21 protein-coding genes are annotated in these 24,643 nt (G+C 59.6%); 3 read left to right on the forward strand and 18 right to left on the reverse strand.

Annotated elements, in window-relative coordinates; all coding sequences use genetic code 11:
* The 5 genes from ACFVTJ_RS22540 to ACFVTJ_RS22560 form a co-directional block, all read right to left on the reverse strand.
* A partial coding sequence (locus ACFVTJ_RS22540) for a carbohydrate ABC transporter permease (RefSeq protein WP_386910067.1) occupies positions 1–680 on the reverse strand: 680 nt, incomplete at its 3' end.
* Positions 681–846: 166 nt separating this feature from the next.
* Entirely contained in the window at positions 847–2,160 is a 1,314-nt protein-coding gene (locus tag ACFVTJ_RS22545; RefSeq protein WP_386910801.1) for an ABC transporter substrate-binding protein, read from the reverse strand.
* A gap of 144 nt (positions 2,161–2,304) precedes the next feature.
* The gene (locus ACFVTJ_RS22550; protein ID WP_386910802.1) at positions 2,305–3,258 is read right to left on the reverse strand and encodes a sugar-binding transcriptional regulator; all 954 of its coding nucleotides are present in this window, start codon (positions 3,256–3,258) and stop codon (positions 2,305–2,307) included.
* 306 nt (positions 3,259–3,564) lie between these two features.
* Positions 3,565–5,415, reverse strand: a complete 1,851-nt coding sequence (locus tag ACFVTJ_RS22555; RefSeq protein ID WP_386910803.1) for an ABC transporter ATP-binding protein — start codon at positions 5,413–5,415, stop codon at positions 3,565–3,567.
* Between the two features lie 47 nt (positions 5,416–5,462).
* Positions 5,463–6,626, reverse strand: coding sequence for a M20 aminoacylase family protein (locus ACFVTJ_RS22560; protein WP_386910804.1), 1,164 nt, complete (start codon positions 6,624–6,626; stop codon positions 5,463–5,465).
* A gap of 305 nt (positions 6,627–6,931) precedes the next feature.
* Between ACFVTJ_RS22560 and ACFVTJ_RS22565 the strand changes: the two genes are divergently transcribed.
* From ACFVTJ_RS22565 to ACFVTJ_RS22575, 3 genes are all read left to right on the forward strand, one after another.
* Positions 6,932–8,641, forward strand: coding sequence for a peptide ABC transporter substrate-binding protein (locus tag ACFVTJ_RS22565; protein ID WP_386910805.1), 1,710 nt, complete (start codon positions 6,932–6,934; stop codon positions 8,639–8,641).
* Positions 8,642–8,781: 140 nt separating this feature from the next.
* Positions 8,782–9,792: an ABC transporter permease gene (locus ACFVTJ_RS22570; RefSeq protein WP_386910806.1), complete on the forward strand. Its 1,011-nt coding sequence runs from the start codon at positions 8,782–8,784 to the stop codon at positions 9,790–9,792.
* Entirely contained in the window at positions 9,785–10,705 is a 921-nt protein-coding gene (locus tag ACFVTJ_RS22575) for an ABC transporter permease (protein ID WP_386910807.1), read from the forward strand. The genes ACFVTJ_RS22570 and ACFVTJ_RS22575 overlap by 8 nt, the downstream gene beginning before the upstream one ends.
* Positions 10,706–10,850: 145 nt before the next feature.
* Here the strand turns inward: ACFVTJ_RS22575 and ACFVTJ_RS22580 are convergent, their stop codons facing one another.
* From ACFVTJ_RS22580 to ACFVTJ_RS22640, 13 genes are all read right to left on the reverse strand, one after another.
* Positions 10,851–11,201 carry a ribbon-helix-helix domain-containing protein gene (locus tag ACFVTJ_RS22580; protein ID WP_386910808.1) on the reverse strand — a complete coding sequence of 117 codons (351 nt, stop codon included), beginning with the start codon at positions 11,199–11,201 and terminating at the stop codon, positions 10,851–10,853.
* A 71-nt stretch (positions 11,202–11,272) separates the two neighbouring features.
* Positions 11,273–11,839, reverse strand: a complete 567-nt coding sequence (locus ACFVTJ_RS22585; RefSeq protein ID WP_386910809.1) for a DJ-1/PfpI family protein — start codon at positions 11,837–11,839, stop codon at positions 11,273–11,275.
* Between the two features lie 97 nt (positions 11,840–11,936).
* A complete protein-coding gene (locus ACFVTJ_RS22590; RefSeq protein ID WP_386910810.1) occupies positions 11,937–13,331 on the reverse strand; it encodes an amidase in 1,395 nt (464 codons plus the stop codon).
* A 53-nt stretch (positions 13,332–13,384) separates the two neighbouring features.
* A complete protein-coding gene (locus tag ACFVTJ_RS22595; RefSeq protein ID WP_386910811.1) occupies positions 13,385–14,206 on the reverse strand; it encodes an ABC transporter permease in 822 nt (273 codons plus the stop codon).
* A complete protein-coding gene (locus ACFVTJ_RS22600) occupies positions 14,203–15,153 on the reverse strand; it encodes an ABC transporter permease (RefSeq protein WP_386910812.1) in 951 nt (316 codons plus the stop codon). The genes ACFVTJ_RS22595 and ACFVTJ_RS22600 overlap by 4 nt, the downstream gene beginning before the upstream one ends.
* A 247-nt stretch (positions 15,154–15,400) precedes the next feature.
* Complete coding sequence (locus ACFVTJ_RS22605) at positions 15,401–16,936, reverse strand: ABC transporter substrate-binding protein (RefSeq protein ID WP_386910813.1); 1,536 nt, start codon at positions 16,934–16,936, stop codon at positions 15,401–15,403.
* Between the two features lie 186 nt (positions 16,937–17,122).
* Positions 17,123–18,025, reverse strand: a complete 903-nt coding sequence (locus ACFVTJ_RS22610; protein ID WP_209091430.1) for a LysR family transcriptional regulator — start codon at positions 18,023–18,025, stop codon at positions 17,123–17,125.
* A gap of 159 nt (positions 18,026–18,184) precedes the next feature.
* The gene (locus ACFVTJ_RS22615) at positions 18,185–18,934 is read right to left on the reverse strand and encodes an ABC transporter ATP-binding protein (protein ID WP_386910814.1); all 750 of its coding nucleotides are present in this window, start codon (positions 18,932–18,934) and stop codon (positions 18,185–18,187) included.
* Positions 18,931–19,767, reverse strand: coding sequence for an ABC transporter ATP-binding protein (locus ACFVTJ_RS22620; RefSeq protein WP_386910815.1), 837 nt, complete (start codon positions 19,765–19,767; stop codon positions 18,931–18,933). The genes ACFVTJ_RS22615 and ACFVTJ_RS22620 overlap by 4 nt, the downstream gene beginning before the upstream one ends.
* Entirely contained in the window at positions 19,764–20,696 is a 933-nt protein-coding gene (locus tag ACFVTJ_RS22625; protein ID WP_004445289.1) for an ABC transporter permease, read from the reverse strand. The genes ACFVTJ_RS22620 and ACFVTJ_RS22625 overlap by 4 nt, the downstream gene beginning before the upstream one ends.
* A complete protein-coding gene (locus ACFVTJ_RS22630; RefSeq protein WP_386910816.1) occupies positions 20,693–21,760 on the reverse strand; it encodes an ABC transporter permease in 1,068 nt (355 codons plus the stop codon). Before ACFVTJ_RS22630 ends, ACFVTJ_RS22625 begins: the two co-directional genes overlap by 4 nt.
* Before the next feature lie 18 nt (positions 21,761–21,778).
* Complete coding sequence (locus ACFVTJ_RS22635; protein WP_386910817.1) at positions 21,779–23,419, reverse strand: ABC transporter substrate-binding protein; 1,641 nt, start codon at positions 23,417–23,419, stop codon at positions 21,779–21,781.
* Between the two features lie 50 nt (positions 23,420–23,469).
* Positions 23,470–24,525, reverse strand: coding sequence for a dipeptidase (locus tag ACFVTJ_RS22640; RefSeq protein ID WP_386910818.1), 1,056 nt, complete (start codon positions 24,523–24,525; stop codon positions 23,470–23,472).
* Between the last annotated feature and the right edge of the window lie 118 nt (positions 24,526–24,643).

A 24,643-nucleotide genomic window follows, 5' to 3' on the forward strand; every position in this document is an offset into this window, starting at 1 on the left:
TAGACGCCGAGCAGGAAGATCGTCTGGATGAGGATGACGACCGTGATGGCCCGGGAAAGATGTGGCAGCGTCAGATAGATGAAGCGGTTGACGAAATTGGCGCCATCCATCTCGGCCGCTTCCTTCTGCTCGCCATCGAGCGATTGCAGCGCGGTCAAGAGGATCAGCGTCGCAAAAGGCAACCATTGCCAGGCAACGATGATGATGATGGACAGCAGCGGAAACTGGGCGAACCAGTCGACCGGCTGGAAACCGAAGAAGCGCGAGAGATCGGCGAGCACCCCATAGCCGGGATGCATGATCATGTTCTTCCACACCAGTGCTGCCACCGGCGGCATGACGAAGAAGGGCGAGATGATCATGATGCGCACGATGCCCTGGCCGAAAATGTCGTTGTCGAGCAACAACGCAATGGCTATGCCGCCGATGACGGTGATCAGCAGCACCCCGCCGACGATCAGAAGCGTGTTCCAGATCGACTGGAAGAAAGCGGGGTCGGTGTAGAAATACTGATAATTGAACAGGCCGGCAAAGCTGACATTGGCGGGGTTCAGGAGATTGTAATTCTGGAACGAGAACCACAGGGTCATCGCCAGAGGCACGATCATCCAGACCAGAAGCAGCAGAACCGAAGGCGCAAGCATCACCCGCGCAAGACCGCTTGTGTTTCGCGTTGCCATTTGCACTCACCTCCCCTTGGGCTCGGGCATCATGAGATGCGCCCGGCATATCCGGAAGAACCGGCTCATTCTTGTTTTGATTTGAAAGCTATCGAAGCCGCATGGCGGTCTTCAGCCCGTAGTCTCGCTGCCCGGCATTGGCGCCGGACAGCGATCTTCGGGAGGATTACTTGATGTAACCGGCGCGGGTCATTTCGCGTGTCGCGGTCGACTGGGCGCTGGCAAGCGCATCATCGACGCTGGACTGGCCGGCAACGACCGCCGAGAACAGCTGACCAACCGTGGTGCCGAGCGCCTGGAATTCAGGGATCGCCACGAACTGCCCACCGGTGTAAGGCACAGGCTTTACAGTCGGCTTGGTGATGTCGGCGGCATCCATGGCGGCAAGCGTCGGCTTGGCGAAGGCGGCGGCCTTTTCATAGTCGGCGTTCTTGTAAAGCGAGGTGCGGGTGCCCGGAGGCACGTTTGCCCAGCCTTCCTTGGAAGCGACGAGTGCGGTGTAATCCTTGCTGGTTGCCCAGGAGATGAACTTTTCCGCAGCTTCAGCCTTCTGCGAGCTCTTCGGGATCGCAAGGTTCCAGGACCACAGCCAGTTGCCGTGGTTCTTCAGCTCGCCATGGGTCGGGAAGAGTGCATAACCGACCTTGTCGGCAACGGTGGAATCCTTCGGGTTGGACACGAAGGAGGCTGCCACCGTGGCATCGATCCACATGCCGCATTTGCCCTGCTGGAACAGCGTCAGGTTTTCGTTGAAGCCGTTGGAGGAGGCACCGGACGGGCCGGCATCCTTCGTCAGATCAACGTAGAACTGCAGCGAGCTCTTCCATTCCGGCTGATCGAATTGCGGCTTCCAGTTTTCATCAAACCAGCGGCCACCGAAGGAGTTGGTGAGCGCGCTGATGAAGGCCATGTTTTCGCCCCAGCCGGCCTTGCCACGCAGGCAGATGCCGTTGATATCGGCCTTGCGGTCGGTAATCTTGCGGGCCGCGTCGCCGATGAATTCCCAGGTCGGGTTATCAGGCATCTTCAGGCCGGCTTTTTCAAACAGGTCCTTGCGATACATGATCATGGCGGATTCGCCGTAGAAAGGCGCTGCGTAGAGCTTGCCGTCAGCGGAAAGGCCGCCACGGATCGCCGGCAGAATGTCGTCCACGTCATATTTGTCGCCGAGCTTTTCGAGCGGCAGCAACCAGCCCTGCTTGGCCCAGATCGGAACTTCGTAGTTGCCGATGGTCATGATGTCGTATTGGCCGCCATTGGTGGCGATGTCAGTCGTCACGCGTTCACGCAGGACGTTTTCTTCAAGCGTAACCCATTCGACCTTGATGTCCGGGTTCTTTGCCGTGAAGTCGGAGGTCAGGCCCTGCATGCGGATCATGTCGCCGTTGTTCACGGTCGCGATGGTCAGCGTTTCGGCGGAAGCAAGGGTCGAAAAGGCGAGTGCCGAGCATGCGCCCAGCAAAATGGTCTTCAATGTCATATCTTCCTCCCAGAAGAAAAATGATGAGCATTCGCTTTGCTCTGGGGCATTTACTCACCTTGAAAGCAAAAATGTCAAGCAACATCCTGTGCTGCGACGCACAGAGAAAAATCAAGCATATGATTTTGCTGAATTAATTTTTGCTCAGTGAGTGAGCAAATATTCGCTTGTCGCCTCGTCGGTGATGAGGCCGTTCAAAAGACCACCCCGTAGCGCCGCCAGAATCGATGCGTTCTTGCGCGCGCCCTGCGCCATGCCGATGACGGTGCAGGTGCCTCGTGAGGGAATGGGAACGGAGGCGACACGCTCGTTGACGGAGTGCTCGAGAATGCGACCTCCCGCGTCATATATCCAGCCGCAGATTTCACCGACAGCACCGCTCGCCATCAGCGCCTTCATCTCATCGACACCGAGAAAACCATCAACGCAGAGCGGTGCGTTTTCGCCGAGTTCTCCGACACCAACGAAGGTGACATTGGCGGCAGCACCGAGCGCCAGCGTGGAGCGAACCATGGATTGATCATGCAACAGTTCCCGCTCCTCCGCTGACGAACAGAGCACCGGCAACGGCATCGGAAAATGCCGCGCCTTGATGGCATCGGCCATGCTGAAGATGACGTTGTAATAGGCGGCCGATCCATCAGGGCCGATATTACCGGTCAGCGACACGATGCGGTGCTGCGGGCACTCCATCGGCGGCAACTGATCTACGGCAGCCTTCAAGGTGCGGCCGGTACCGATGGCGAGCACGATGGGATCGGCATTTTTCAGCCAGCGCTCGATTTCCGCCGCGCCCGCTTCGGCAATGCCGACGGTCGAGGACACACCGGCGGGATCGCTCGGCACCACCTCGATATATCGAAGGTCGAATTTCTCTTTCAGCCGCTCGGCCTTTTCGAGACAGGCGGCAATGGGGTGGTCGAGCCGGACCTTGATCAGCCGCTCGGCAACAGCCAGCGACACCAGCCGCTGCGCCGACTGCCTGGAAATGCTCATGGCGGCGGCAATCTCGTCCTGCGTGCGACCGGCGACATAATAAAGCCAGCCGGCGCGGGCCGCATCATCCAGCCGTCCATGTGCGTCGTTTCGTCTGGCCATGCCGCCGCCCTTTCAGAATTATGCTTTCAGCATTTGCTGGCATTTTTTGGCGGCGGCTGTCAAACGGCGGTGACGGCGGAAAGTGTTCGGGGGACTGAAATTGCTTGGCCCGATGAGGCGGCGCATTGCTTCTCCCCGGCCGGGGAGAAGGTGGCCCGAAGGGTCGGACGAGGGGGCAACGCCAGCGATATGCGGAGAGCAAGCGCCCTCATCCCGCTGCCGCGACCTTCTCCCCGACGGGGAGAAGGAATACGCGGTCCCCGCTCGTTCCATTGCCTATCACGCAGTCCGACGCATGCGTTTTTATCACGCCGCTTCCTGCACCAAATGCCCAGCAGATACCTCGCGATAATGCCGCGCAGGCGGCACATAGTCCACCGGCCGGATAGGGCTTTTGATCTCATCCGTCGCCATGTTGCGCCTGATTTGCCGGCGTGCGGGATCGGGTACGGGAACGGCGGACATCAGCTTCTTCGTATAGGGGTGCTGCGGATTGTCGAAGACGGCGGCGCGCGGGCCGATTTCGACGATCTCACCGAGATACATCACCGCGACACGGTGGCTGACGCGCTCCACCACAGCCATATCGTGGCTGATGAACAGGAAGGCCAGATTGAGGTTCTGCTGCAGGTCGAGCAAAAGATTGCACACCTGCGCCTTGATCGACACATCGAGCGCCGATACCGCCTCATCGGCGACGATAACTTTGGGATCGAGCATCAAAGAGCGGGCAATGGCGATACGTTGACGCTGGCCGCCGGAAAATTCATGCGGGAACCGCCGCATCATATCCGGGCTGAGGCCGACCTTTTCCATCAGGTCCGCGGCTTTTTCGCGCGCCTGCTGCTTGCTTCCAAGGCGATGCTCCACGAAAGGCTCCATAATTGCCGTGCCGACACTCATACGAGGGTCGAGGCTGGCGAACGGATCCTGAAAGATCATCTGTACGCTCCGGCGCATCGTCCGCAGCGTCATTTTGTCGAGCTTCAGCACCTCATACCCATCAAGCACGACATTGCCCGATGTTGGCTCTATCAGCCGGGTGATCGAACGGCCCGTGGTGGACTTACCGCAGCCGGATTCGCCAACCAACGACAGTGTTTCGCCTTCGGCCAGATCGAAGGAGACTTTCTCCACCGCATGGACAGCGCCGGATTTGCGACCGAGAAGACCAGAGCGAATATCAAAACGCGTCGTCAGGTCCTTGACCGAGAGAATCGGGGTCTTGCCACCGCTAACCGTGTCTTTCACTTCGATTACCGGTTGGCTTTCACCAGTTTTGATGTCGATGATCGGGAAGCGGGCGGGCAGCACCCGTGACCTCATTGAGCCAAGCTTCGGCACCGCAGACAGGAGCGCACGTGTGTAAGGATGCTGACCGCGATGGAAAATATCGTCCGTCGTCCCGGTTTCCACCACATCGCCGCGGAACATGACAATGGTGCGATCAGACACTTCTGCCACCACGCCCATATCATGGGTGATGAACAGAACAGACATGCCCTCCTCTTCCTGCAATTGCTTGATGAGGTCGAGGATCTGGCCCTGAATGGTGACGTCAAGCGCCGTTGTCGGTTCGTCGGCGATCAGCAGTTTCGGTTTGGAGGCCAACGCCATGGCGATCATTACACGTTGGCGCATGCCACCGGAAAACTGGTGCGGATAATCGTCGAACCGGTTTTTTGCATGGGGAATACGAACCTTTTCGAGTAGGCGGATAACCTCGGCCTTCGCGGCGGACGAGGAAATATCCTGATGCACGGTCAACGCCTCGGCGATTTGCTTGCCGATCGGAAAGATGGGGTTGAGGCTCGTCATCGGCTCCTGGAAGATCATCGAAATGTCCTTGCCGCGAACCTTGCGCATATCCTCTTCCTGCAGCGCCAGCAGGTCGCGTCCACCGAGCATGACCTTGCCTTCGATACGGCTCGTCTTTCTGTCGAGCAGCCGCATGATGGACAGCGACGTCACGCTCTTTCCCGAGCCGCTCTCGCCGACGATTGCCACCGTCTCACGCGGCGCAATGTCGAAACTCATATTGCGCACAACGGATTTCCAGCCGCCATCGACACGGAAGGATGTGGTAAGGTTTTGAACCGACAGAACCGGGGATACCGAACCGCCGGTCTGTTCCATGGACGTTGCTGCCAAAAGCATGCCGATCTCCAAAAAAGCAGAAGGCGGCCATGAGGCCGCCGGATGTCTTATGCAGCAAGTGCGGTTTCGGCCATCGAAACCCAGTAGCTGATGCCGTAAGGCAGCGCGTCGTCGTTAAAGTCATAGGCCGCGTTGTGAAGCCCTGCGGTATCGCCGTTACCGATGAAGATGAAGGCGCCGGGGCGCGCTTCCAGCATATAGGAGAAATCCTCCGCCCCCATATGCGGGTTGGGATTGGTGTTGACAGCATTAGCGCCTGCGACGCCCATCGCCACACCGGTCGCAAACTCTGTCTCGTCACTGTGGTTGAAGGTGACGGGATAACCGCGATCGTATTTGACCTCTGCCGTTGCGCCATGTGCCATGGCCGTGGCCGTCGCCACTTCCTTCAGTCGCTTTTCGGCGAAATCGCGGGTTTCCGGCAGCAAAGTTCGCACCGTTCCCGTCAGCTTTACCGAACCGGGAATGACGTTGGAGGCCGTGCCGCCATGGGTGGTGGCGACGGTGACGACCAGTGATTTCAACGGGTCCGTCTCGCGCGAGACGATGGATTGAAGCGCGATGATGATATAGGCCGAGGTCAGAACGGGATCGACGGAAAGGTGGGGAGCCGCCGCATGGCTGCCCTTGCCGGTGATGACGATCTCAAAGCTATCCGCGGCCGCCATGGTGGAACCCTTGCGGATGGCGAACTGGCCGACAGGAATGCCCGGCTCATTATGCATGCCATAGACCTGCGAGATGCCGAATTTCTCCATCATGCCGTCGTTCAACATGGCGAGCGCTCCCGCGCCCCCCTCTTCCGCCGGCTGGAAGATCACGGCCACCGAGCCTTTGAAATTGCGGGTCTCGGCCAGATATTGCGCCGCACCCAGAAGCATTGCCGTGTGCCCGTCATGGCCGCAGGAATGGGCCTTGCCGGGCGTCTTCGAAGCCCAAGACTTGCCGCTCGTCTCAAGGATCGGCAGCGCATCCATGTCGGAGCGGAAACCGATGGTCGGGCCATCTCCGTGCCGACCCTTGATGATGCCGACGACGCCGGTCTTGCCAATGCCGGTTTCCACCACGTCACAGCCGAAGGATTTCAGCTTCTCCGCTACGAATTTCGAGGTCTCGAAGACATCATAGAGAAGTTCCGGGTGCTCATGCAGATGGCGTCTCCAGCCGGCAACGTCTTCCTGCATTTCAGCCACACGGTTCAATATCGGCATTCTGTTTTTCCCTTTTTTTGTTCCCCGCCGGGTTGTCGGACGACATATTGCGTTTGGAATTTCCGCTTTTGCAAGCATGAATTTTAATAGGTGAGCGAAAAATAGGCCAAAGGTCGAGCGGCTCAAATTTTGTTCATCAATACGACTTTTGGACTTGCTTTTCAAAAAAACTGACAATAGCATCACGTTGAATGGAGGACTATTCCTCAGCAAAGTCAAATACTTACAACAAAAGACCTTGCAGATGACGACGGGAAAAGCGTCAAACATTCAAACAGATAAAATCCAAAAAGGGGAAAACCATAATGACGAAGCGCAGCATTCTCTTTGCCAGCACGGTGGCGGCTATGGCGTTGGCAGGGTCTGCCGCCCATGCCGAGCGCGGCAGTGACGGCGAGTTGAAAATCCTGTTCTGGCAGGCCGTATCGACGCTCAATCCCTATCTTTCGGGTGGTACGAAAGAAATCTACAGCTCCTCCGTGGTCATCGAACCACTCGCGCGCTATGACGAAAAGGGGGAGTTGGTTCCGACGCTGGTGAGCGAGATTCCAACTGTCGAGAATGGCGGCGTCGCCAAAGACCTTCTCAGCATGACCTGGAAGCTGAAAAACGATGTCAAATGGTCCGATGGCACACCGTTCACAGCCGATGATGTCGTGTTCACCTGGAAATATTGCACGGCGCCTGATGGCGGTTGCGCGCAGGCAGCGCAATATGAGGGCGTCAAGAACGTCGAAGCCATTGATGCCAACACCGTGAAGGTCAGCTTCACGGAACCGAAGCCCTATCCCTATTCCGCCTTCGTAGGCGCGCAATCGCCCGTCATTCAGAAGAAGCAATTCGAAAAATGCGTTGGTGCTGCCGCCCCCGGTTGCACATCCGCCAATTTCGGCCCCATCGGCACCGGACCCTTCGTGGTCAAGGATTTCAAGCCGAACGACGTCATCAGCTACGTGGCCAACCCCAATTATCGCGACCCGGCCAAGCCCGCCTTCGCCACGGTAACGCTGAAGGGCGGCGGTGACGCGGCTTCCGCTGCGCGCGCCGTTCTTGAGACCGGTGAATTCGACTATGCCTGGAACATGCAGGTGGAGCCGGAAATTCTGGCAACCATGGTCGCCGCCGGCAAGGGCAAGCTGGAAACCGCCTTCGGCACCCAGGTCGAGCGCATCAACCTCAATTGGTACAACCCCGATCCCGCTCTGGGAGACAAGCGCTCCACCAAGGAAGCCGGTCCCCATCCGGCCTTGTCCGACCCGGCCGTCCGTCGCGCCCTCTCGCTCGCCATCGACCGCGACATCATCGACGAAGCCGGTTATGGCGAAGCGGGCAAACCGACCTGCAACATTGTGCCGGCGCCTGCAGCCGTCGCTTCCACCAAGAATGACAGCTGGTGCCTGAAGCAGGATATTGAAGGCGCCAACAAGCTGCTTGACGATGCAGGCTGGGTAAAGGGCGCAGACGGCATCCGCGCCAAGAACGGCGTGAAGCTTTCCTTCCTCTATCAAACCTCCACCAACTCCGTTCGCCAGGCGGCGCAGGAACTGGTGAAGGACATGTGGTCGCAGATTGGCGTTGCTTCCGAATTGCGTAACGTCAGCGCCTCCGTCTTCTTCGGCGGTGATCCGGCAAGCCCGGACACGTTCCAGAAGTTTTACGCCGACGTTGAAATGTACACCAACAATTTCGACGGCACCGACCCGGAAAAATATCTGGCAGAGTGGCTGTGCGACAAGATTCCCGCCCCCTCGAATGGCTGGCAGGGACAGAATATTCCGCGCTACTGCAACCCGGAATTCGACAAGCTGGTGAGCGTCCTGTCCAAGACGACGGATTTCGCCAAGCGCGGCGAAATCGCCAAGCAGCTGAACGACATGCTGACGGAGGAAGGCGCGCACATTCCGCTCATCCACCGCGGTAACATCTCCTCGCATTCGCTGACGCTCGAAGGCGTTCGCATGAATGCATGGGATTCGGAACTCTGGAACGTCGCGGACTGGTCCCGCAAGAAGTAACAGGCAGATGCGCCGGCCTCTCTTGCAGGGGCCGGCCTTTTGCATGCCCCCTGGACCATGATCTGAAGACACGGTTGCAGCGTCGTTGCGGAAAGCTCTCTATTTTCGTCGCGCCACGCTCCGGGTCTGGAGAGTTTCAGATGTTTACCTTTACGCTCCGACGGCTTGCCTTTGCCGTACCGACGTTGCTCGTCATCAGCTTCGTCATCTTCGCGCTGCTTGATCTCGCGCCAAACGATCCGACCGGCGATCTGCCGCTGACCATTCCACCTGAGGTGCGCGAACAGATCCGCGCGTCGCTTGGCCTTAACGAGCCCTTCTTCATCCGTTACCTCATGTGGCTGCAGCAGTTCTTCATCAACGAACCGCTGAACCTCCTGGAAAAGCTCACCGGCTGGCAAATTGGCGATGGCAGCCGCACGCGGGTTCTCTCGTGGGCGACACGCAGTCCCGTGGTCGATCTCGTCATTCAACGCATGCCGCAGACGCTCTGGGTCGTCGGCCTCGCCTATCTCTTCGGCGCGCTTCTGGCGATCCCGATCGGGGTCATCTCCGCCTATAAGCAATATTCGATCTTCGATCAGATCGGCACCTTCATCTCCATGGTCGGTTATTCCGTGCCGACTTTCTTTACGGGCGTGTTGCTGGTCGTCATTTTCAGCTCATATCTGCAATGGTTCCCCTCGGTCTACGATACCAATCTCCAGGTAAGGGATTGGGCGAGCTTCGTGGCGCAGGTGAAGCAGATGTTCCTGCCGGTTCTGGTGCTGACACTCTACAACGTCTCGCAGATCAGCCGTTTCGTGCGCGCCTCCATGCTCGACAATCTGCATCAGGACTATGTTCGTACCGCGCGCGCCAAGGGCGTTAAGGAAAAATCCGTTCTGCTGGTTCACGTTCTGCGCAACAGCCTGATCCCTGTCGTGACCGTCATCGCACTCGGCGTACCGACGATCTTTTCCGGCGCTATCATCACCGAGCAGATTTTCCGCGTGAACGGCCTTGGTCAATTGCTGATAACGGCTGTTCAGGGGGCGGATATTCCGCTGGTGCAGACGCTGACATTCATCTTCGCGGTGCTGATCGTGCTCTTCAACCTGATTGCCGACGTGCTGTACGGCATTCTCGACCCGAGGATCCGCTATGACTGACGCCACCATCGCAGCGCCGACGGTTGCGGCCACGCCCGTCAAATCAGCCCTCGCCGATATCTGGAAACAGTTCCGCGTCCATAAGGGCGGCGTGGCCGGACTTGTCGTCTTCATCTTCATTCTGCTTGCGGTCTATGTCGGCCCTTATATTCACACTGTCGCACCCAACGCCATCAACGTCAGGGAACGCAATCAATGGCCGTCGCTGGCGCATCCCTTCGGCACCGATAATCTCGGCAAGGACATGCTGGCACAGGTTTTGGCTGGCGGACGCATTTCGCTTGCCGTCGGCATCACCGCCATGCTTCTGGCGCTGTTTCTCGGCACGCTGGTGGGGGTGCTGTCAGGCTATTTCCGCAGGCTTGACGGACCGCTGATGCGGTTGACGGACCTGTTCCTGGCTCTGCCGCTGCTGCCGCTGTTGCTCGTGATCCTGATGCTGTTCCGCGACACCTTGCGGGCGGCGTTCGGGCCGGAAACCGGCATCTTCATCCTCATAGTCTTCGTGATCGGGATCACCAGCTGGATGCACACGGCCCGCATCGTTCGCGGTGATGTGCTGACGATCAAAAGCCAGGAGTTCATCACGGCGGCGAAATCGAGCGGCATGCGCGAATACCGCATCATCCTGCGGCATATTCTCCCGAACGTGCTGAGCTCGATCATGGTCTCCGCCACGCTCGGCATCGCATCTGCCATCATCACCGAATCCGCCCTCTCCTTCCTCGGCCTCGGTTTTCCCTCCGATTTCCCGACCTGGGGACGACTGCTGTTCGACGGGGCGAATTTCCTGCAACTGACACCGTCGCGCGTGTTATGGCCGGGGCTGGCGATTTCGCTGACGGTTCTGAGCGTCAATTACATCGGCGACGCCGTGCGCGATGCGCTCGATCCGCGGGCGTTGAAGAGCTAAGGCGATATGCGAAAGAGGGGGAACCCTCGAACCTCTCCACGTCATCCTCGGGCTTGACCCGAGGATCTAATCACGTCTGAAAAAAACGATGCGTCGGCAGATCCTCGGGACAAGCCCGAGGATGACGTCGAGTATACTGGACCATCTAGTGATAATTCACCTTTTCAGCATCCAGAATGCGGTCCGCATCCAGCGCCGCAATCGGAATATCTGTCCGCGCCGGAATATCGCCGGAAAGCTGAAGCGCGAGATAACGCCCGCAGCAGACCCTTAGGAACGAGGTGAAATTGCCGAGATCGTGTCCGGCGTCGATCGATTCATTGTAAAGCTTGGCGATCAGCTGCACGCTGTTCATGCCATCGCGGCGCGCGATCTCGTCCAGCGTCGTCCAGAAGAAGTTCTCAAGCCGCACACTTGTGACCATGCCATCGATCCGGAGCGACCGCGTATGGCTTTCCCAGAGCACCGGGTCTGCCTTGATGAAAAGCTTGCACATGGTTTCCTCCCTCACCACGCCTCAAAAGATAGGCGGAAAACGGGGCTGGCAAAAGCCCCGTTCCACAGGTCTCATTTAGCAAGCACGGCCAGGAATTGCGACAGCCAAGCCGGATGGGCGGGCCACGCGGGCGCCGTCACCAGCTTCCCGTCCGTCACCGCAGCATCAATCGCAATATCCGCGTAGGTGCCGCCGGCCAGTTCCACCTCTGGGCGGCAAGCCGGATAGGCGGAACAGGTGCGGCCTTTAAGGACGCCGGCCGCCGCCAGCAATTGCGCGCCGTGGCAGACGGCCGCAACAGGCTTGTCGGCCTCGAAGAAATACCGCACCGCCACGAGCACATCGGCGTTCAGCCGCAGATATTCCGGCGCACGGCCGCCCGGAATGACCAGCGCATCGTAATCCGCCGGTTTGATATCGGCGAAGGTGGCGTTGAGCGCGAAATTATGGCCACGTTTTTCCGAGTAGGTCTGGTCGCCCTCGAAATCGTGGATGGCCGTGGCGATGGTCTGGCCCGCCTTTTTGCCGGGGCAGACGGCGTGCACCGTGTGGCCGACAGCAGCCAAGGTCTGGAACGGCACCATGGTCTCGTAATCCTCGGCAAAATCGCCGGTGATCATCAAAATCTTCTTCGGCATGTCTGCTCCTCCCGTTTTCGAATGCCTTTGGGCACCCTAACAGGTGGGATCGAGATGAGGGTATTATGGCAATACTACATGCCGGACAAAGGTGATATCAGCCGGCCGGCGGCTCCGGCCAGCGCCGGACACCACCGCCCCAATTCTCGAACGCTTTCGAAAGCCGGAGCACAAACAGGTCCTCATAACGCGGGCCGACAATCTGCAATCCGATGGGCATACCGGATGCCGAGAAACCGCAATTGATGGAGGAGGCCGGCTGTTCCGACATGTTCCACGGCACGGTAAAGGCGATATGTTCGAAGGGGCGTGCGGGATCGTTGGTAGGCGATGCCCAGTCGGCCGGATAGGAGACGATGGGGTTGGTCGGTGAAATCACCGCATCCACCGACTGCATCAACCGTCCGCAGGCCTTTCGCATTTCCATGGTCTGGTTGAAGCCGAAAACGGCACGCGCGCCGGAAACATCAGCGCCCTTTTCCGCCCATTCGTGAATATAGGGAAGGATCACGGCACGACGATCCGCGCTCAGCGCCACCATGTCGCCCCAGAATTTCGCCCGCCAGAAGTCATCCAGCCCATCCAGCATATCCCGTGTCAGCACCGGCTCAACGGGAATGATGATGGCGCCCGCCTGTTCGAACAGCTTCGCTGCCGCCACGACCGCGTCACGCACCTCTTCATCCACAGGAAGGCCGCAGCCGGCATCCAGCATCAGGCCGATCTTCAGGCCCTTTACATCGATATTTAGATCCATCCAGTCGATTGTGTTGGGTGGCAGCGACGTACCGTCCCGCCAATCCGGGCGGGAGAGCGTTGCCATGGCATAAGCGGCGTCGGCAACGGTACGGGTCATCGGCCCGGCGCAGCGGCCGGTGTAATAGGGATCGACCGGGATGCGGCCCTGGCTCGGCTTGAAGCCGAAAAGCCCGGTCCACCCGGCCGGCAGCCGCACTGAGCCGCCAATATCCGTGCCGACATGCAGCGTGCCGTAACCCGCAGCGCCCGCCGAAGCCGCGCCGGCGCTGGAGCCGCCAGGATTCTGGCTCGGGTCCCACGGGTTGCGGCTAAGCTTGTGGAAGCTGGAAAGGCCGGAGGATAGCATGCCGTAATCCGGGCAGGTCGTCTTGGCATAGAGGATCGCACCGTCTTCCCGGCAACGGGCAGCAACCGGTGCGTCCTCCAGCGCCGGCACAAGCTCCACCGCCTTTGTGCCGAGGGGCACCGGGTGGCCTTTCGTGGCGATGAGTTCCTTCAGCGAGACCGGAAGCCCATCGAGCGGGCCGAGCGTTTCGCCGCTGTGCCAGCGCTGCGTCGAGGCGGTTGCCTGTCTGCGGGCATCTTCCGGGTCATAGGCATAAAGCGCGTTCACGACAGGCTCGAAAGCCTCGATGCGCGTTTCCACCGCCTGCCAGTATTCCGAAGGCGACAGCTTTCTTTCCCGGTAAAGCGCCAGGATTTCGAGCGTGTTGAGGTCTATGAGATCGGTCATGGCATCGTCTCGTCATAAAAACAGGAAATTGCGGCGATATCGGCTTGAAGCGATCAGCTGGTATCACGCGGGTCGAGCAGATCACGCAGGCCATCACCGAGGAGGTTGAGGCCGAAGACGGCGAGCGCAATGGCAAGGCCGGGCATGATGGCAAGCCAGGGCGCCGCGCCGAGATAGGTCTGTGCATCCGCCAGCATTCGTCCCCAGGTAGCGGCGGGCGGCGGCATGCCGAGACCGAGGAAGGAAAGGCCTGCCTCCGTCAATATCGCAAGGCCGAGCTGGATCGTCACCTGCACGATGATCTGGTTGGAAATATTCGGCACGATATGGAACAGCGTGATCTTGGCGCGGTTCTGGCCGATGCTGGTGGCGGCGGTGATGTATTCCCGCGCCCAGATTTGTAAGGCCGCCCCCAGCGTCAGTCGCGCAAAGACCGGCACCATGAAGGTGGCGATGGCGATGATGGCGGTAAAGCGCCCTGTACCGATGAAAGCACCGAGCATCATGGCCGACAGGATCGGCGGCACGGCGAAGATGATGTCGCAGACGCGCATGACGACGGTTTCGGTAAAGCCGCGCAGCGCCGCGACCGTGACGCCGATCGCAGTGCCGATAAAGGCGCCGATGGCGACGGCGGCAATGGCAGTGGAGAGCGAGTTCCACGCACCGGCCATCAGCATGGAGAGCACATCGCGGCCGAAATGATCCGTGCCGAGACCGCCATAAACGAAAGGCGATTTCAGCTTTTGCACGATCTGCATCTTGGTGGGGGAAACCGGCGTCCAGACCAGCGACAAAAAGGCAACGGCGACGAGGAAGGCGGTGACGGCGATACCGATAACGAAAGCCGGGCGACGGCGGATAAATCGCATCATCGCGCACCTGCCCGCAGTCTCGGGTCGATAAAGAGATAGGCTATATCGACCACGAAATTCATGATGATGACCAGCGCCGAGAAGAACAGCACGACGGATTGCATCACGACGATATCCCGTTGCGTCAGTGCCTGATAGGCAAGCCGGCCGAGGCCCGGCAGGTTGAAGACATTTTCCACCAGCACCGCACCCGCAATGAGGAAGGTGAATTGCAGGCCGATCATGGTGACGACGGGGATCATCGCGTTCGGCACCGCATGCCGCCACAGCGCCACCCGCTCGCTCAGGCCCTTGGCCCGGGCGGTGCGCACGAAATCCTCGTTCATCACCTCAAGCACGGCGGAACGGCAGACGCGGGTGAGAACGCCGGCCTGCGACAGTGCCAGAGCGATTGCCGGCAGAACTAGCGCCATGAGACCTGCCGAAAAGCTTGGGCTCCAGCCGGGAAACCCGCCTGATGGCATCCAGCCGAGCGTGGTGGAAAAAACGATGATCAGCAGCAGCCCGACCCAGAAGCCCGGCACGGCAATGCCCACATGGGAAAACAGCCCGGCCGCGAAATCCACCGCCCCGTTGCGGTTCTTCGCCGCCGCCACGCCGAGCGGAATGGCGATGGCAACGGACAGGCAGACGGCAAGCAGCGCAAGCGGCAGCGTGACGGCCAGCCGCTCGATGATCAGGCCCGCCACGGGCACGCCATAGGTATAGGATTGCCCGAGATCGCCGCGGAAGACGCCAGCAAGCCAGTGGATGTAGCGCAGCAGCAGCGGCTGATCGAGACCCATCTGCTTTTGCAGCGCCGCCAGCGTATCCGGGCTCGCCGACGTGCCGAGCATGATGGCGGCCGGATCACCCGGCAGCAAGCCCATGACAAGATAGATGATGAGGGAGACGGCAAACAGCGTGATGACGAGGCTTACGAGACGCCGGATGAGGACGGCTAACATCTGGCATCTTCTCCTTGCGTCGTTTTGTAGCCGGATATTGTGGAGAGATTTTTTGTCATCCCCGCACACTCTTCCCTGATCCCTGTTCCCCGGAACAAGCCCGAGGATGTCACAGGCATCCAGCCGACGCGCGTCCGCGCGGCGGAGAGACTCCTTTCAGCCCAAGGACTTGGGCTGGCTGGATTCCTGTGACAAGCACAGGAATGAGGTGGATGGGGAAACTGCGCCCTACACCTCACAACAAACCCTATTCTTCCCAATGCACATCCGTCAGCACATTCGAGGGAATGGGCTCGTTTTCCCACAGCCCCTTCACCTTCCTGTCCCAGACCCCAAGCTTCGGCATCACGAACAGGAACAGCGCCGGCACATCTTCGGCGAGGATTTTCTGTGCGTCGCCATAAAGCTTTTCCTGCTCACCGGCATCCGCCGTCTTTTCGACGCTGGCGATGACCTCGTTGAAGGCCGGGTTCTTGTAGTTAAAATAATAGGGATCACGGGAGTAGATATCGATATCCATCGGCTCGGCATGGGCGACGATGGTCATGTCGTAATCCGCACCCTTCAAAACATCCGCCACCCATTTGGCCGGAAACTCGGTGGTCTCGATGGTCATGGTGACACCGATTTCGGCCAGCATCGCCTGCAGGATTTGCGAGGTGCGTTGGGCATAGGCCATCTGCGGGGCCTTGATGGTGAAGCTGAAACCGTCGGCATACCCCGCTTCGGCAAGCAGCGCCCTGGCCTTGTCGACATCATAGGGATGAACGCCAGTCGTATCCACGTATCCGCGATCATTCGGCGTATAGTGACTACCGATGGCCGTGCCGTAACCGGACCATGCACCTTCGATGACAGTGCCGCGATCCACCGCCATCATCAACGCCTGGCGTACGCGCTTGTCGCTGAAGGGTTTGCGGGCGCTGTTCATGCCGGCCACGACCTTCAGTTCGGTATTGCCGACGAAGGTACCAAGGCGTTTATCGCCGTCAAACGAGGTCATCAGCTCAGGCGCGCCGAATTCGGGGAAGGCATCGATATCGCCCGACTTCAGTGCCGCTGCCTGCGCCTGCGGATCGGCGACGAAGCGGAATGTCGCCTTTTCAAGCTTCACCGCCACGGCTTTGTCCCAATAGGCGTCGTTCTTCTGCAACTCGACCTTGTCGCCCTTGGCCCAGTTCACGAATTTGAACGGACCGGTGCCGACTGGCGTCGTACGATTGTTCTCAGCGCTTTTCGGCGCCACCATGACCGAGGCTGGCCAGCCGAGCCAATAAAGAAGGCTGCCCGCCGGCTGCTTCAGCTTCAACACCAGCGTTTCGGCGTCCGGCGCCTCGATCGTGTCGATGGAGGTGAAGAAGCGTTTCTGCGGGTTGACGGAGCCTTCTCCTCGCGCCCTGTCGAGCGAAAACTTCGCGACAGAGGAATCGAACGCCTCGCCGTCATGGAAGGTGACACCCTTGCGCAGCTTGAAGGTGTAGCTTTTGCCGTCAGGGGAAATCTCCCAGCGTTCGGCAAGCTGCGGCTTCACCTTGCCCTTGCTGTCGATGGTGACGAGACCTTCGAAAATATTCTGCCAGGTGACCTGGCCGATGGCGACGGGAGCGGCAATGGTCGGATCGAGACCGGTCGGCTCCACCGTCATGCCAAGCGTCAAGGCGGTTTTCGGCGCGGCTTGCGCCTCCGCAACCGAAAGCGGCAGCCAGAGCGCCGTGCCGAGAGCAAGCGTCAGCGCGGTACGGCGCGAAAGCTTTGCCGCCTGCGAAAGATAGGTACGTGGCATCCTTAGTCCCCTGTCTGGCGGCCGGGGCATTTTTGCCCTTCCAAAGACCACCCGTTGCAAAAACAGTGTCATGTTGCAGGCGCACACACAATCATGATTTTTGTGTGCTCCGTGTAGCTGAAATCGCTACACGGGAATGCGGATGGAAATCAACCTTTCGGGATGAAATACGGGGAGCGTCTCTGCTCAGCCTGCCGTCACCTCACGCATGAAGCGCTCGATGAAATCCGCGAGCTTGGAAGCGGCGAAGGATAGTTGCCTGTCCGGCGCCACACAGAGGTCGATCTGGGTATGGATACCCTTTTTGCCGGAGAGCGGAACGGCGACCATCTGCCCGCTGCGGATTTCACGCGCCACCGAAAGCGCCGGCAAAAGCGTGGCGGCGGCGTGGCCCAGCACCAGCTCTTTCAGCATTTCCAGCGAACTGGTGATGAAAACGGGGTCAAGTTCGATATCAGCCTCGGCAAAAAGCGTATCGAAAGCCTGCCGCGCGGCAAAACTCTTGTCCGGCAGGGCAAGCGGCAGCCCGGCCAGCTCCTTCAGAGAGACCTCCGGTTGACCAGCAAGCGCGTGGCCGGCGGGAAAGATCACATCGTAATTGATGCGGGTTCGCGAACGCACCTTTACTCCGGCAACCTTTGGAGCGAAGAGGCTGACGACCAGGTCCGCTTCGGCAGCGCCCAGCGCCTCCAGGGCCTGGCGTGCACTGGTAATATGCACCTCGAAACGGAGCTTGGGGTATTTGAGACTGAACTGCGCCAGCACCGGTGCCAGAAGGTTCGCGACCGTCGCGCCATTGGCGTAAATGGTCACCCGACCACGCTGCAGGCCCTTCAGATCATCGATCAGCTGGTGCACGTGGTCGAGTTCGCGCAGCGTTTTGCCCGCACGGGCGGCGAGCAGCTCACCCGCCGCCGTCAGCTTCACGCCACGGCTGGAACGCTCCACCAGGGGCGAGCCGAAATAATATTCGAGATTTTCGATCTGCCGGCTCACCGCGGTCGGCGCCACATTCAGGTTTTCCGCTGCGGCGCGCATGGAATTGGTGCGGACGAGTTCGTCGAAATACATCAGGGCGCGCAGTTGCATGGGGTGGTACCTTGTTCGGGTGGGCTGGTGTGCGGCTCACCATATCATCGCAGCGTCGCGAGAGAATACTTCACCCGGAAACATCGCTCGTGAAAGCAAAGCTCGCCGCTTGTTTCTTCTCCCCCTCAGAGAGAAGAAACGGCCCGCACCCTCACGCTATTACGCGCGCTTGAAACCCTCGCTAGCCACCAGCAGCTGCCTCGTATAATCCGCGCTGAATTCGCGGCTTTCCAGCGCCTCGGCCTCCAGCATTTCCACCACCTTGCCGCTTTTCATCACCGCCAGGCGGTCGCACATGTGGCTGATGACGCCGAGATCGTGGCTGACCATGACGAAGGTGAGGTTACGATCCTTCCGGGCCTGTTCGAGAAGGTTCAGGATTTCGGCTTGAATGGACGCATCGAGCGCCGAGGTCGGCTCATCGAGCAGCAGGATCTTTGGTTCAACGATCAGCGCACGGGCAATGGCAATGCGCTGGCGCTGTCCGCCGGACAGCTGGTGTGAATAACGGAAGCGGAAACCAGAACCGAGGCCGACTTCATCCAGAGCGCGGGCAATGCGCTGTTCGCGATTGTCGAGACCGTGGATGACGAGCGGCTCGAGCAGCAACGCATCCACCGTTTGCCGCGGGTGCAGCGAACCGTATGGGTCCTGAAACACCATCTGCACATCGCGGTAAAAGCTCTTGTCGCGGTGCCTGCCGGAATAGGAGCGCCCCGCCACCATCAGTGAGCCTTCATCGAAATGGTTGAGTCCGGCGATGGCGCGTAGAAGGGTCGACTTGCCGGAACCGGATTCACCGACGATACCGAAGGATTCACCCTCGGCAACATCGAGGCTGACGCTGTCGAGCGCGATGTAACCGTCGAAATCCACCACCATGTCTCTGATGGAAAGAACTGTGCTCATGCGCGCCACTCCGGCTTGCGTTCCAGAACGGGCAGCGGATGCCGATGGCCGCCGATCTGCGGCAGACAGTTCAACAGGCCCTGCGTATAGGGATGTTTCGCTTCCTTGAGGTTGGCGGAAGCAAGCTCCTCCACCACCTTGCCGGCATACATGACGAGAACACGGTCGCAGAAGGAGGAGACGAGCCGGAGATCGTGGCTGACGAAGATCAGCCCCATCCCACGATCGCGCACCAGCTTGTCGAGAATGTCGAGCACTTCCAGCTGCACCGTCACATCGAGCGCCGAGGTCGGTTCGTCGGCGATTAGCAATTCCGGGCCGCAGACCAGCATCATGGCGATCATGACGCGCTGGCCCATGCCGCCGGAAACCTCATGCGGATAGAGATCGAAGACCCGTTCGGGGTCACGGATCTGCACGGCTTCAAGCATGGCAAGCGTGCGCTGGCGCGCTTCGCCGGAGCCAATCTTTTCGTGGGTACGCAGCGTTTCCATGATCTGGCGGCCGATTGTCATGACCGGGTTCAGCGAATATTTCGGATCCTGCAGGATCATGGCCATACGCTTGCCGCGCATGAGCCGTCGCTCTTTTGCCGATGCCTTGAGCAGGTCGATATCGCCGAAACGCAGCGTATCGGCCTCGATCCGGGCATTTTTCGGCGTCAGACCCATGATGGCGCGGCCAGTCTGCGACTTTCCGGAGCCGGATTCGCCGACGATGCCGAGGCGCTCGCGCCCCAGCGTGAAGGATACGCCACGCACCGCCTCCACCAACCCGGTGCGGGTTGGGAAGGAAACGCGCAGGTTCTCAACCGTCAGAAGATACGCACTCATTGGCCCGCCTCCTTGGGATCAAGCGCATCGCGCAGACCGTCGCCTAAAAGGTTGAAACCGAGGCTGACGATCAGGATCGCAATACCCGGCATGGCAGCCACCCACCATTGATCGAGAATGAAGCGTCGGCCCGACGCGATCATGGCGCCCCATTCCGGCAGCGGCGGCTGTGCGCCAAGACCAAGGAAGCCGAGGCCTGCGGCGGTCAGGATGATGCCCGCCATATCGAGCGTGACACGCACGATCAGCGACGACATGCAAAGCGGCATGACGTGTTTGAGCACAATGCGGAAGGGCGAGGCGCCCATGAGCTTCACGGCCGCGATGAAATCGGAATTGCGGAAGGTCATGGTTTCGGCACGCGCGATGCGCGCATAGGGCGGCCATGAGGTGACCGCGATGGCGAGTACCGCATTTTCAATACCCGGCCCCAGCGCCGCAACCAGTGCCAACGCAAGAACCAGTTTGGGGAAGGCGAGGAAGATATCGGTGATGCGCATCAGGACTGCATCCACCCAGCCGCCGGCATAACCCGAAACGGTGCCGACGATGAGCCCGATGGGTGCGGCGATGATGGCCACCAACAGCACGACAAACAGGGTCAGCCGCGAACCGTGGATGAGGCGCGAGAGAATATCACGGCCCTGATCGTCGGTTCCAAGCAGATAACCGGCAGTGCCGGGCGGCAGAAGCCGGGCATTGCGCAGATCGCCCTGCACCGGGTTATGTGGCGCGAGCACATTGGCAAAAATCGCCACGAACAGCAGCGCGATGATGATGCCAAGGCCGAGCAGCGCCAGCCGGTTTTCCGAAAAGCGCCGCCAGATGACATAGGCGCGGCCAAGCCTTGCCTGCCTGCGCGAGGCCGGCCGGTCGGAAAGCAGCCATTCGCGGCTATAGGGTTTGAGTGTATCGGTCGAAATCGTCATCGGCTGCGCGTCCTTGGATCGAGCGTCCGGTAAAGCAGATCGGAGAAGAGATTGATGCCGACGAAGATGGCGCCGATCACGATCGTGCCGCCGAGAACGGCGTTCATATCCGCATTCTGCAGGGAATTGGTGATGTAGAGCCCAAGCCCCGGCCAGGCGAAGATGGTTTCGGTCAACACCGAACCTTCCAGCAGGCCGGCATAGGAGAGCGCAATCACGGTTACCAGCGGCACCGCGGCATTGCGCAGTGCGTGGAACCAGATGATACGCGTTTCCGAAAGCCCCTTGGCGCGGGCCGCAACGACATATTCCTGGGCGAGCTCGTTCAGCATGAAGGAGCGCGTCATGCGGCTGATATAGGCCAGCGAGAAATAACCGAGCAGAGAGGCCGGAAGGATGATGTGGCGGAAGAGATCCCACAACACGTCCCATTGCCGTTGCCAGAGCGCGTCGATCAGGAAGAAGCCCGTGACCGGCGTGAAGGTGAATTCATAGACGATATCCATTCGCCCGGGATAGGCCACCCATTGCAGCCGGGCGTAAAACACCAGCAACGCCAGCAGGCCGAGCCAGAAGATCGGCACGGAATAGCCGATGAGGCCGATGACACGCACCACCTGATCGGCAAAGCTGCCGCGCTTGACGGCCGCGAGAACACCGAGCGGAATGCCGAAGACGGCGCCGATGATCGTGCCGATCGTGGCAAGTTCGATCGTCGCCGGGAACACCCGCTTGATATCCTCCATCACAGGATTGGTGGTGAGGACGGAGGTGCCGAAATCACCCGAAAGCGCCTGCTTCAGATAGATGAAAAACTGCTGCCAGAGCGGCAGGTTGAGGCCGAGCTGCTCACGGACGCGCTCGACCACATGCGCAGGCGCGCGGTCGCCGACGATCGCTAGTGCGGGATCGATCGGCACCACGCGGCCAATGAAAAATGTGACCGCCATCAGCCCCAGAAAGGTGGTGATGACGGTGACGACGAAGCCGAGAATGGCCTTCGCGCGGGCGTTGGCACGGCGTTTGCCCTGCCTCGCCCGGCTGTTTGCTTCAACGATGCTCAAGAGACCGATCCTTCCGGATCATTCCTTGGAGATCGGATAGACGTAGTTGGTGTCGAAGCTCGGTCCGAGCTTCAGGCCCTTGAGCTTGGCGGAATAACCCGCCACTTCCGTCTGCTGGAAGATGATGACGAAGGGACCCTTCGCCAGGACTTCCTTCTGCAGGTTCTGGTAGATCGCCGCGCGCTTGGCATTGTCCTTTTCCAGAAGCGCCGATTGCGTTTCCTTGGTCAGCTCAGGAACGTCCCAGGCGTTGCGCCAGGCCAGCGTCTTGTTCTTGCCTTCATCCGAATTGTCGTAGTTGATGGTGAAGGTTTCCGCATTCGAGTTCGGGTCGAAGTAGTCCGAACCCCACTGGCCGATGTAGATGTCATGCGTGCGGGCGCGATATTTGGTCAGCGTCTGCTTACCGTCGCCGGGGATGATTTCGAGCTTGATGCCGGCCTGTGCCAGCGTCTGCTGCACGCTTTCGGCAATGCCCGTCACCGGTTGGGTGTTGCGAACATCCATGGTCACCGTGAAGCCGTCCTTCAGGCCGGCCTTGGCGAGAAGTTCCTTGGCCTTGGCGACGTCGAGCTTGTAGGGGTTCTCATCGAGCGCGCCCAGCTGGCCCTTCGGCAGGAAGGTCTGGTGGACTTCGCCGATGCCCTTGATGATGGTCGCGCCGATCGCGTCGTAGTCAACGAGATATTTGAAGGCTTCGACGACTTCGGGCTTCTTCAGGTTCTCGTTCTTCTGGTTGAGGCTGAAATAATAAACGGTGCCCTTGGGCGCGGAGGTGACGGCAAGGCCTTCCTTCTTGGAAACGGCTTCCATGTCGCCGGGCTCAAGGTTACGGGCAACATCGATATCGCCGTTTTCAAGCGCGAGACGCTGGCCGGAGCTTTCCTTCATATGGCGATAGACGACGCGCTTCAGCTTCGGCTTCTCACCGTAATAGTTTGGGTTGGCCTCCAGAATGACGGCTTCGTTGGCCTTCCAGCCAAGGATTTTGTAGGGGCCGGAACCGGCATAACCGGTCTTCAGGAACTCGTTGCCGAAATCCGTGTCGTATTTGTAATCGGCGCTCGGCGTGACCGACTTCGCCTTTTCGGTGACGAACTTCTTGTCAACCACCGAAGCGACGGTTGCGGTGAGCACGTTCAGCACGAAGCTCGGCGCGTAGGGCTTATCAACCGTCAGAACGAAGGTGCTCGCGTCTGTTGCCTTCGCCTTTTCGGTGACGTTGTCACCCTTGAGGCCGAACTGCGTCAAAAGGAATGCGGGCGACTTGTCGAGCTTGACGGCGCGTTCGAAGGAGAAGGCAACGTCATCAGCCGTGACCGGATTGCCGGAGGCGAATTTCAGCCCGGATTTCAGCTTGAACGTATAGGTCAGGCCATCCTCGGAGGTCGTCCAGCTTTCGGCGAGATCACCGACGACCTTGGAGGTATCGTTGAGATCGATGGAAACCAGCTTGCTATAGGTGTTGCCGGTAACTTCCGCAGCGGAGAGTTCGAAAGCCTCACCCGGATCGAGCGTGATGATGTCGTCGATGGCGAAACCTTCCACCAGCGTATCGGCCGGCGTGGCTGCAAAAGCATGCGGCGCAGACAGCATCATCAGCGACAGAGCAGCGCTGGTGCTAAGGATACGCATGGATTTGTTGAGCGATTTGATCATAGGATCTCCCCTTTTGTTATGAGATTGATTTGGTTCGCTTAAACTGTTTATCAGGCCGCTTCGTGCCAGGCCTCAGACAAAACGCGCAGCCAGTTTTCCCGGCATATTTTAGCAAGTTCTCCATCACCGTAGCCCGCCGATTTCAGCGCCGCAACCAGATTGTGGTTGCCGCTGGCATCAGCAATACCAACCGGTACCGTCGCGCCGTCGAAATCCGACCCGAGCGCCACACAATCGATCCCCATACGCTCGACCATATAGTCGATGTGGCGCACCATATCTGAGAGCGGCGTATCGGCGATATCACGCGCATCGGCACGCAGCATGGTCACGGCGTAGTTGAGGCCGACCAGCCCGCCGCTTTCCTTGATAGCATCCATCTGCTTGTCGGTGAGATTACGGGCGACCGGAGTGAGCGCATGCGCATTGGAATGGCTGGCGATCAGCGGCTGGTTGGTGGTCTTCGCCACATCCCAGAAGCCTTTTTCGGTGATATGGGCGAGATCAATGAGAATGCCGAGGCGATTGCATTCCTTCACCAGCGCAAACCCGGCATCGGTAAGACCGGGGGCCGTATCGGGCGACATGGGGAAAGAGAAGGGAACGCCATGGCCGAAAATATTGTGCCGACTCCACACCGGGCCGATCGAGCGCAGGCCGGCGGCATAGAATACTTCCAGCGCGTCGAGATCGGCGCCGATCGCCTCGCAGCCTTCCATGTGCAGTACGGCAGCGAAGATATCCTCGGCAAAGGCCTTGCGGATGTCAGCCGTGGAGCGGCAGAGCCGCCAGGCACCGGCGCGATCGAGCCTCAGCGCAATCGCCGCCTTTTCCATGGCAATATCGAGGGAAGGCAAGCGCTCCAGCGGCGCAGCGAGCGGCGTGTCATAATGGCCTTGCGCGTTAGGTTCCTGCAGGATCAGATCGCCGGAGGGAATATAAATGGCGCAGATGCCGCCGCCGAGACCACCCGCCCGTGCGCGCGGACCATCGATATGACCTTCGCGCGTGCCGTTCTTGAATTCGGCCACGGGATCGGCACCGGCCTTGCTGTTGCGCCACAACCGAAGCAGCACATCATTATGACCGTCAAACACTGCATGCATGGGAAGAAATTCCAGTCATCGGAAAGAACAAAACGGACGGGCAGACGCCGGGATGACACCGCGCGAAAGCAAACCGGCGCATTATTCGCCGACCGCTATTGTCTGTCGAAGATGATCT

Origin of the sequence: Agrobacterium sp. NPDC058088 (genome assembly GCF_042885035.1) — a bacterium.
GTDB lineage: Bacteria > Pseudomonadota > Alphaproteobacteria > Rhizobiales > Rhizobiaceae > Agrobacterium.

Bases quoted from the DNA above. Each gene is read 5' to 3' on its own strand.
- ACFVTJ_RS22625 (WP_004445289.1), bottom strand. From the start codon at position 20,696: ATGACGATTTCGACCGATACACTCAAACCCTATAGCCGCGAATGGCTG.
- ACFVTJ_RS22635 (WP_386910817.1), bottom strand. From the start codon at position 23,419: ATGATCAAATCGCTCAACAAATCCATGCGTATCCTTAGCACCAGCGCT.
- ACFVTJ_RS22550 (WP_386910802.1), bottom strand. From the start codon at position 3,258: ATGGCCAGACGAAACGACGCACATGGACGGCTGGATGATGCGGCCCGC.
- ACFVTJ_RS22605 (WP_386910813.1), bottom strand. From the start codon at position 16,936: ATGCCACGTACCTATCTTTCGCAGGCGGCAAAGCTTTCGCGCCGTACC.
- ACFVTJ_RS22560 (WP_386910804.1), bottom strand. From the start codon at position 6,626: ATGCCGATATTGAACCGTGTGGCTGAAATGCAGGAAGACGTTGCCGGC.
- ACFVTJ_RS22590 (WP_386910810.1), bottom strand. From the start codon at position 13,331: ATGACCGATCTCATAGACCTCAACACGCTCGAAATCCTGGCGCTTTAC.
- ACFVTJ_RS22610 (WP_209091430.1), bottom strand. From the start codon at position 18,025: ATGCAACTGCGCGCCCTGATGTATTTCGACGAACTCGTCCGCACCAAT.
- ACFVTJ_RS22555 (WP_386910803.1), bottom strand. From the start codon at position 5,415: ATGCTTTTGGCAGCAACGTCCATGGAACAGACCGGCGGTTCGGTATCC.
- ACFVTJ_RS22545 (WP_386910801.1), bottom strand. From the start codon at position 2,160: ATGACATTGAAGACCATTTTGCTGGGCGCATGCTCGGCACTCGCCTTT.
- ACFVTJ_RS22600 (WP_386910812.1), bottom strand. From the start codon at position 15,153: ATGTTAGCCGTCCTCATCCGGCGTCTCGTAAGCCTCGTCATCACGCTG.
- ACFVTJ_RS22620 (WP_386910815.1), bottom strand. From the start codon at position 19,767: ATGAGTGCGTATCTTCTGACGGTTGAGAACCTGCGCGTTTCCTTCCCA.
- ACFVTJ_RS22615 (WP_386910814.1), bottom strand. From the start codon at position 18,934: ATGAGCACAGTTCTTTCCATCAGAGACATGGTGGTGGATTTCGACGGT.
- ACFVTJ_RS22595 (WP_386910811.1), bottom strand. From the start codon at position 14,206: ATGATGCGATTTATCCGCCGTCGCCCGGCTTTCGTTATCGGTATCGCC.
- ACFVTJ_RS22580 (WP_386910808.1), bottom strand. From the start codon at position 11,201: ATGTGCAAGCTTTTCATCAAGGCAGACCCGGTGCTCTGGGAAAGCCAT.
- ACFVTJ_RS22570 (WP_386910806.1), top strand. From the start codon at position 8,782: ATGTTTACCTTTACGCTCCGACGGCTTGCCTTTGCCGTACCGACGTTG.
- ACFVTJ_RS22640 (WP_386910818.1), bottom strand. From the start codon at position 24,525: ATGCATGCAGTGTTTGACGGTCATAATGATGTGCTGCTTCGGTTGTGG.
- ACFVTJ_RS22585 (WP_386910809.1), bottom strand. From the start codon at position 11,839: ATGCCGAAGAAGATTTTGATGATCACCGGCGATTTTGCCGAGGATTAC.
- ACFVTJ_RS22565 (WP_386910805.1), top strand. From the start codon at position 6,932: ATGACGAAGCGCAGCATTCTCTTTGCCAGCACGGTGGCGGCTATGGCG.
- ACFVTJ_RS22575 (WP_386910807.1), top strand. From the start codon at position 9,785: ATGACTGACGCCACCATCGCAGCGCCGACGGTTGCGGCCACGCCCGTC.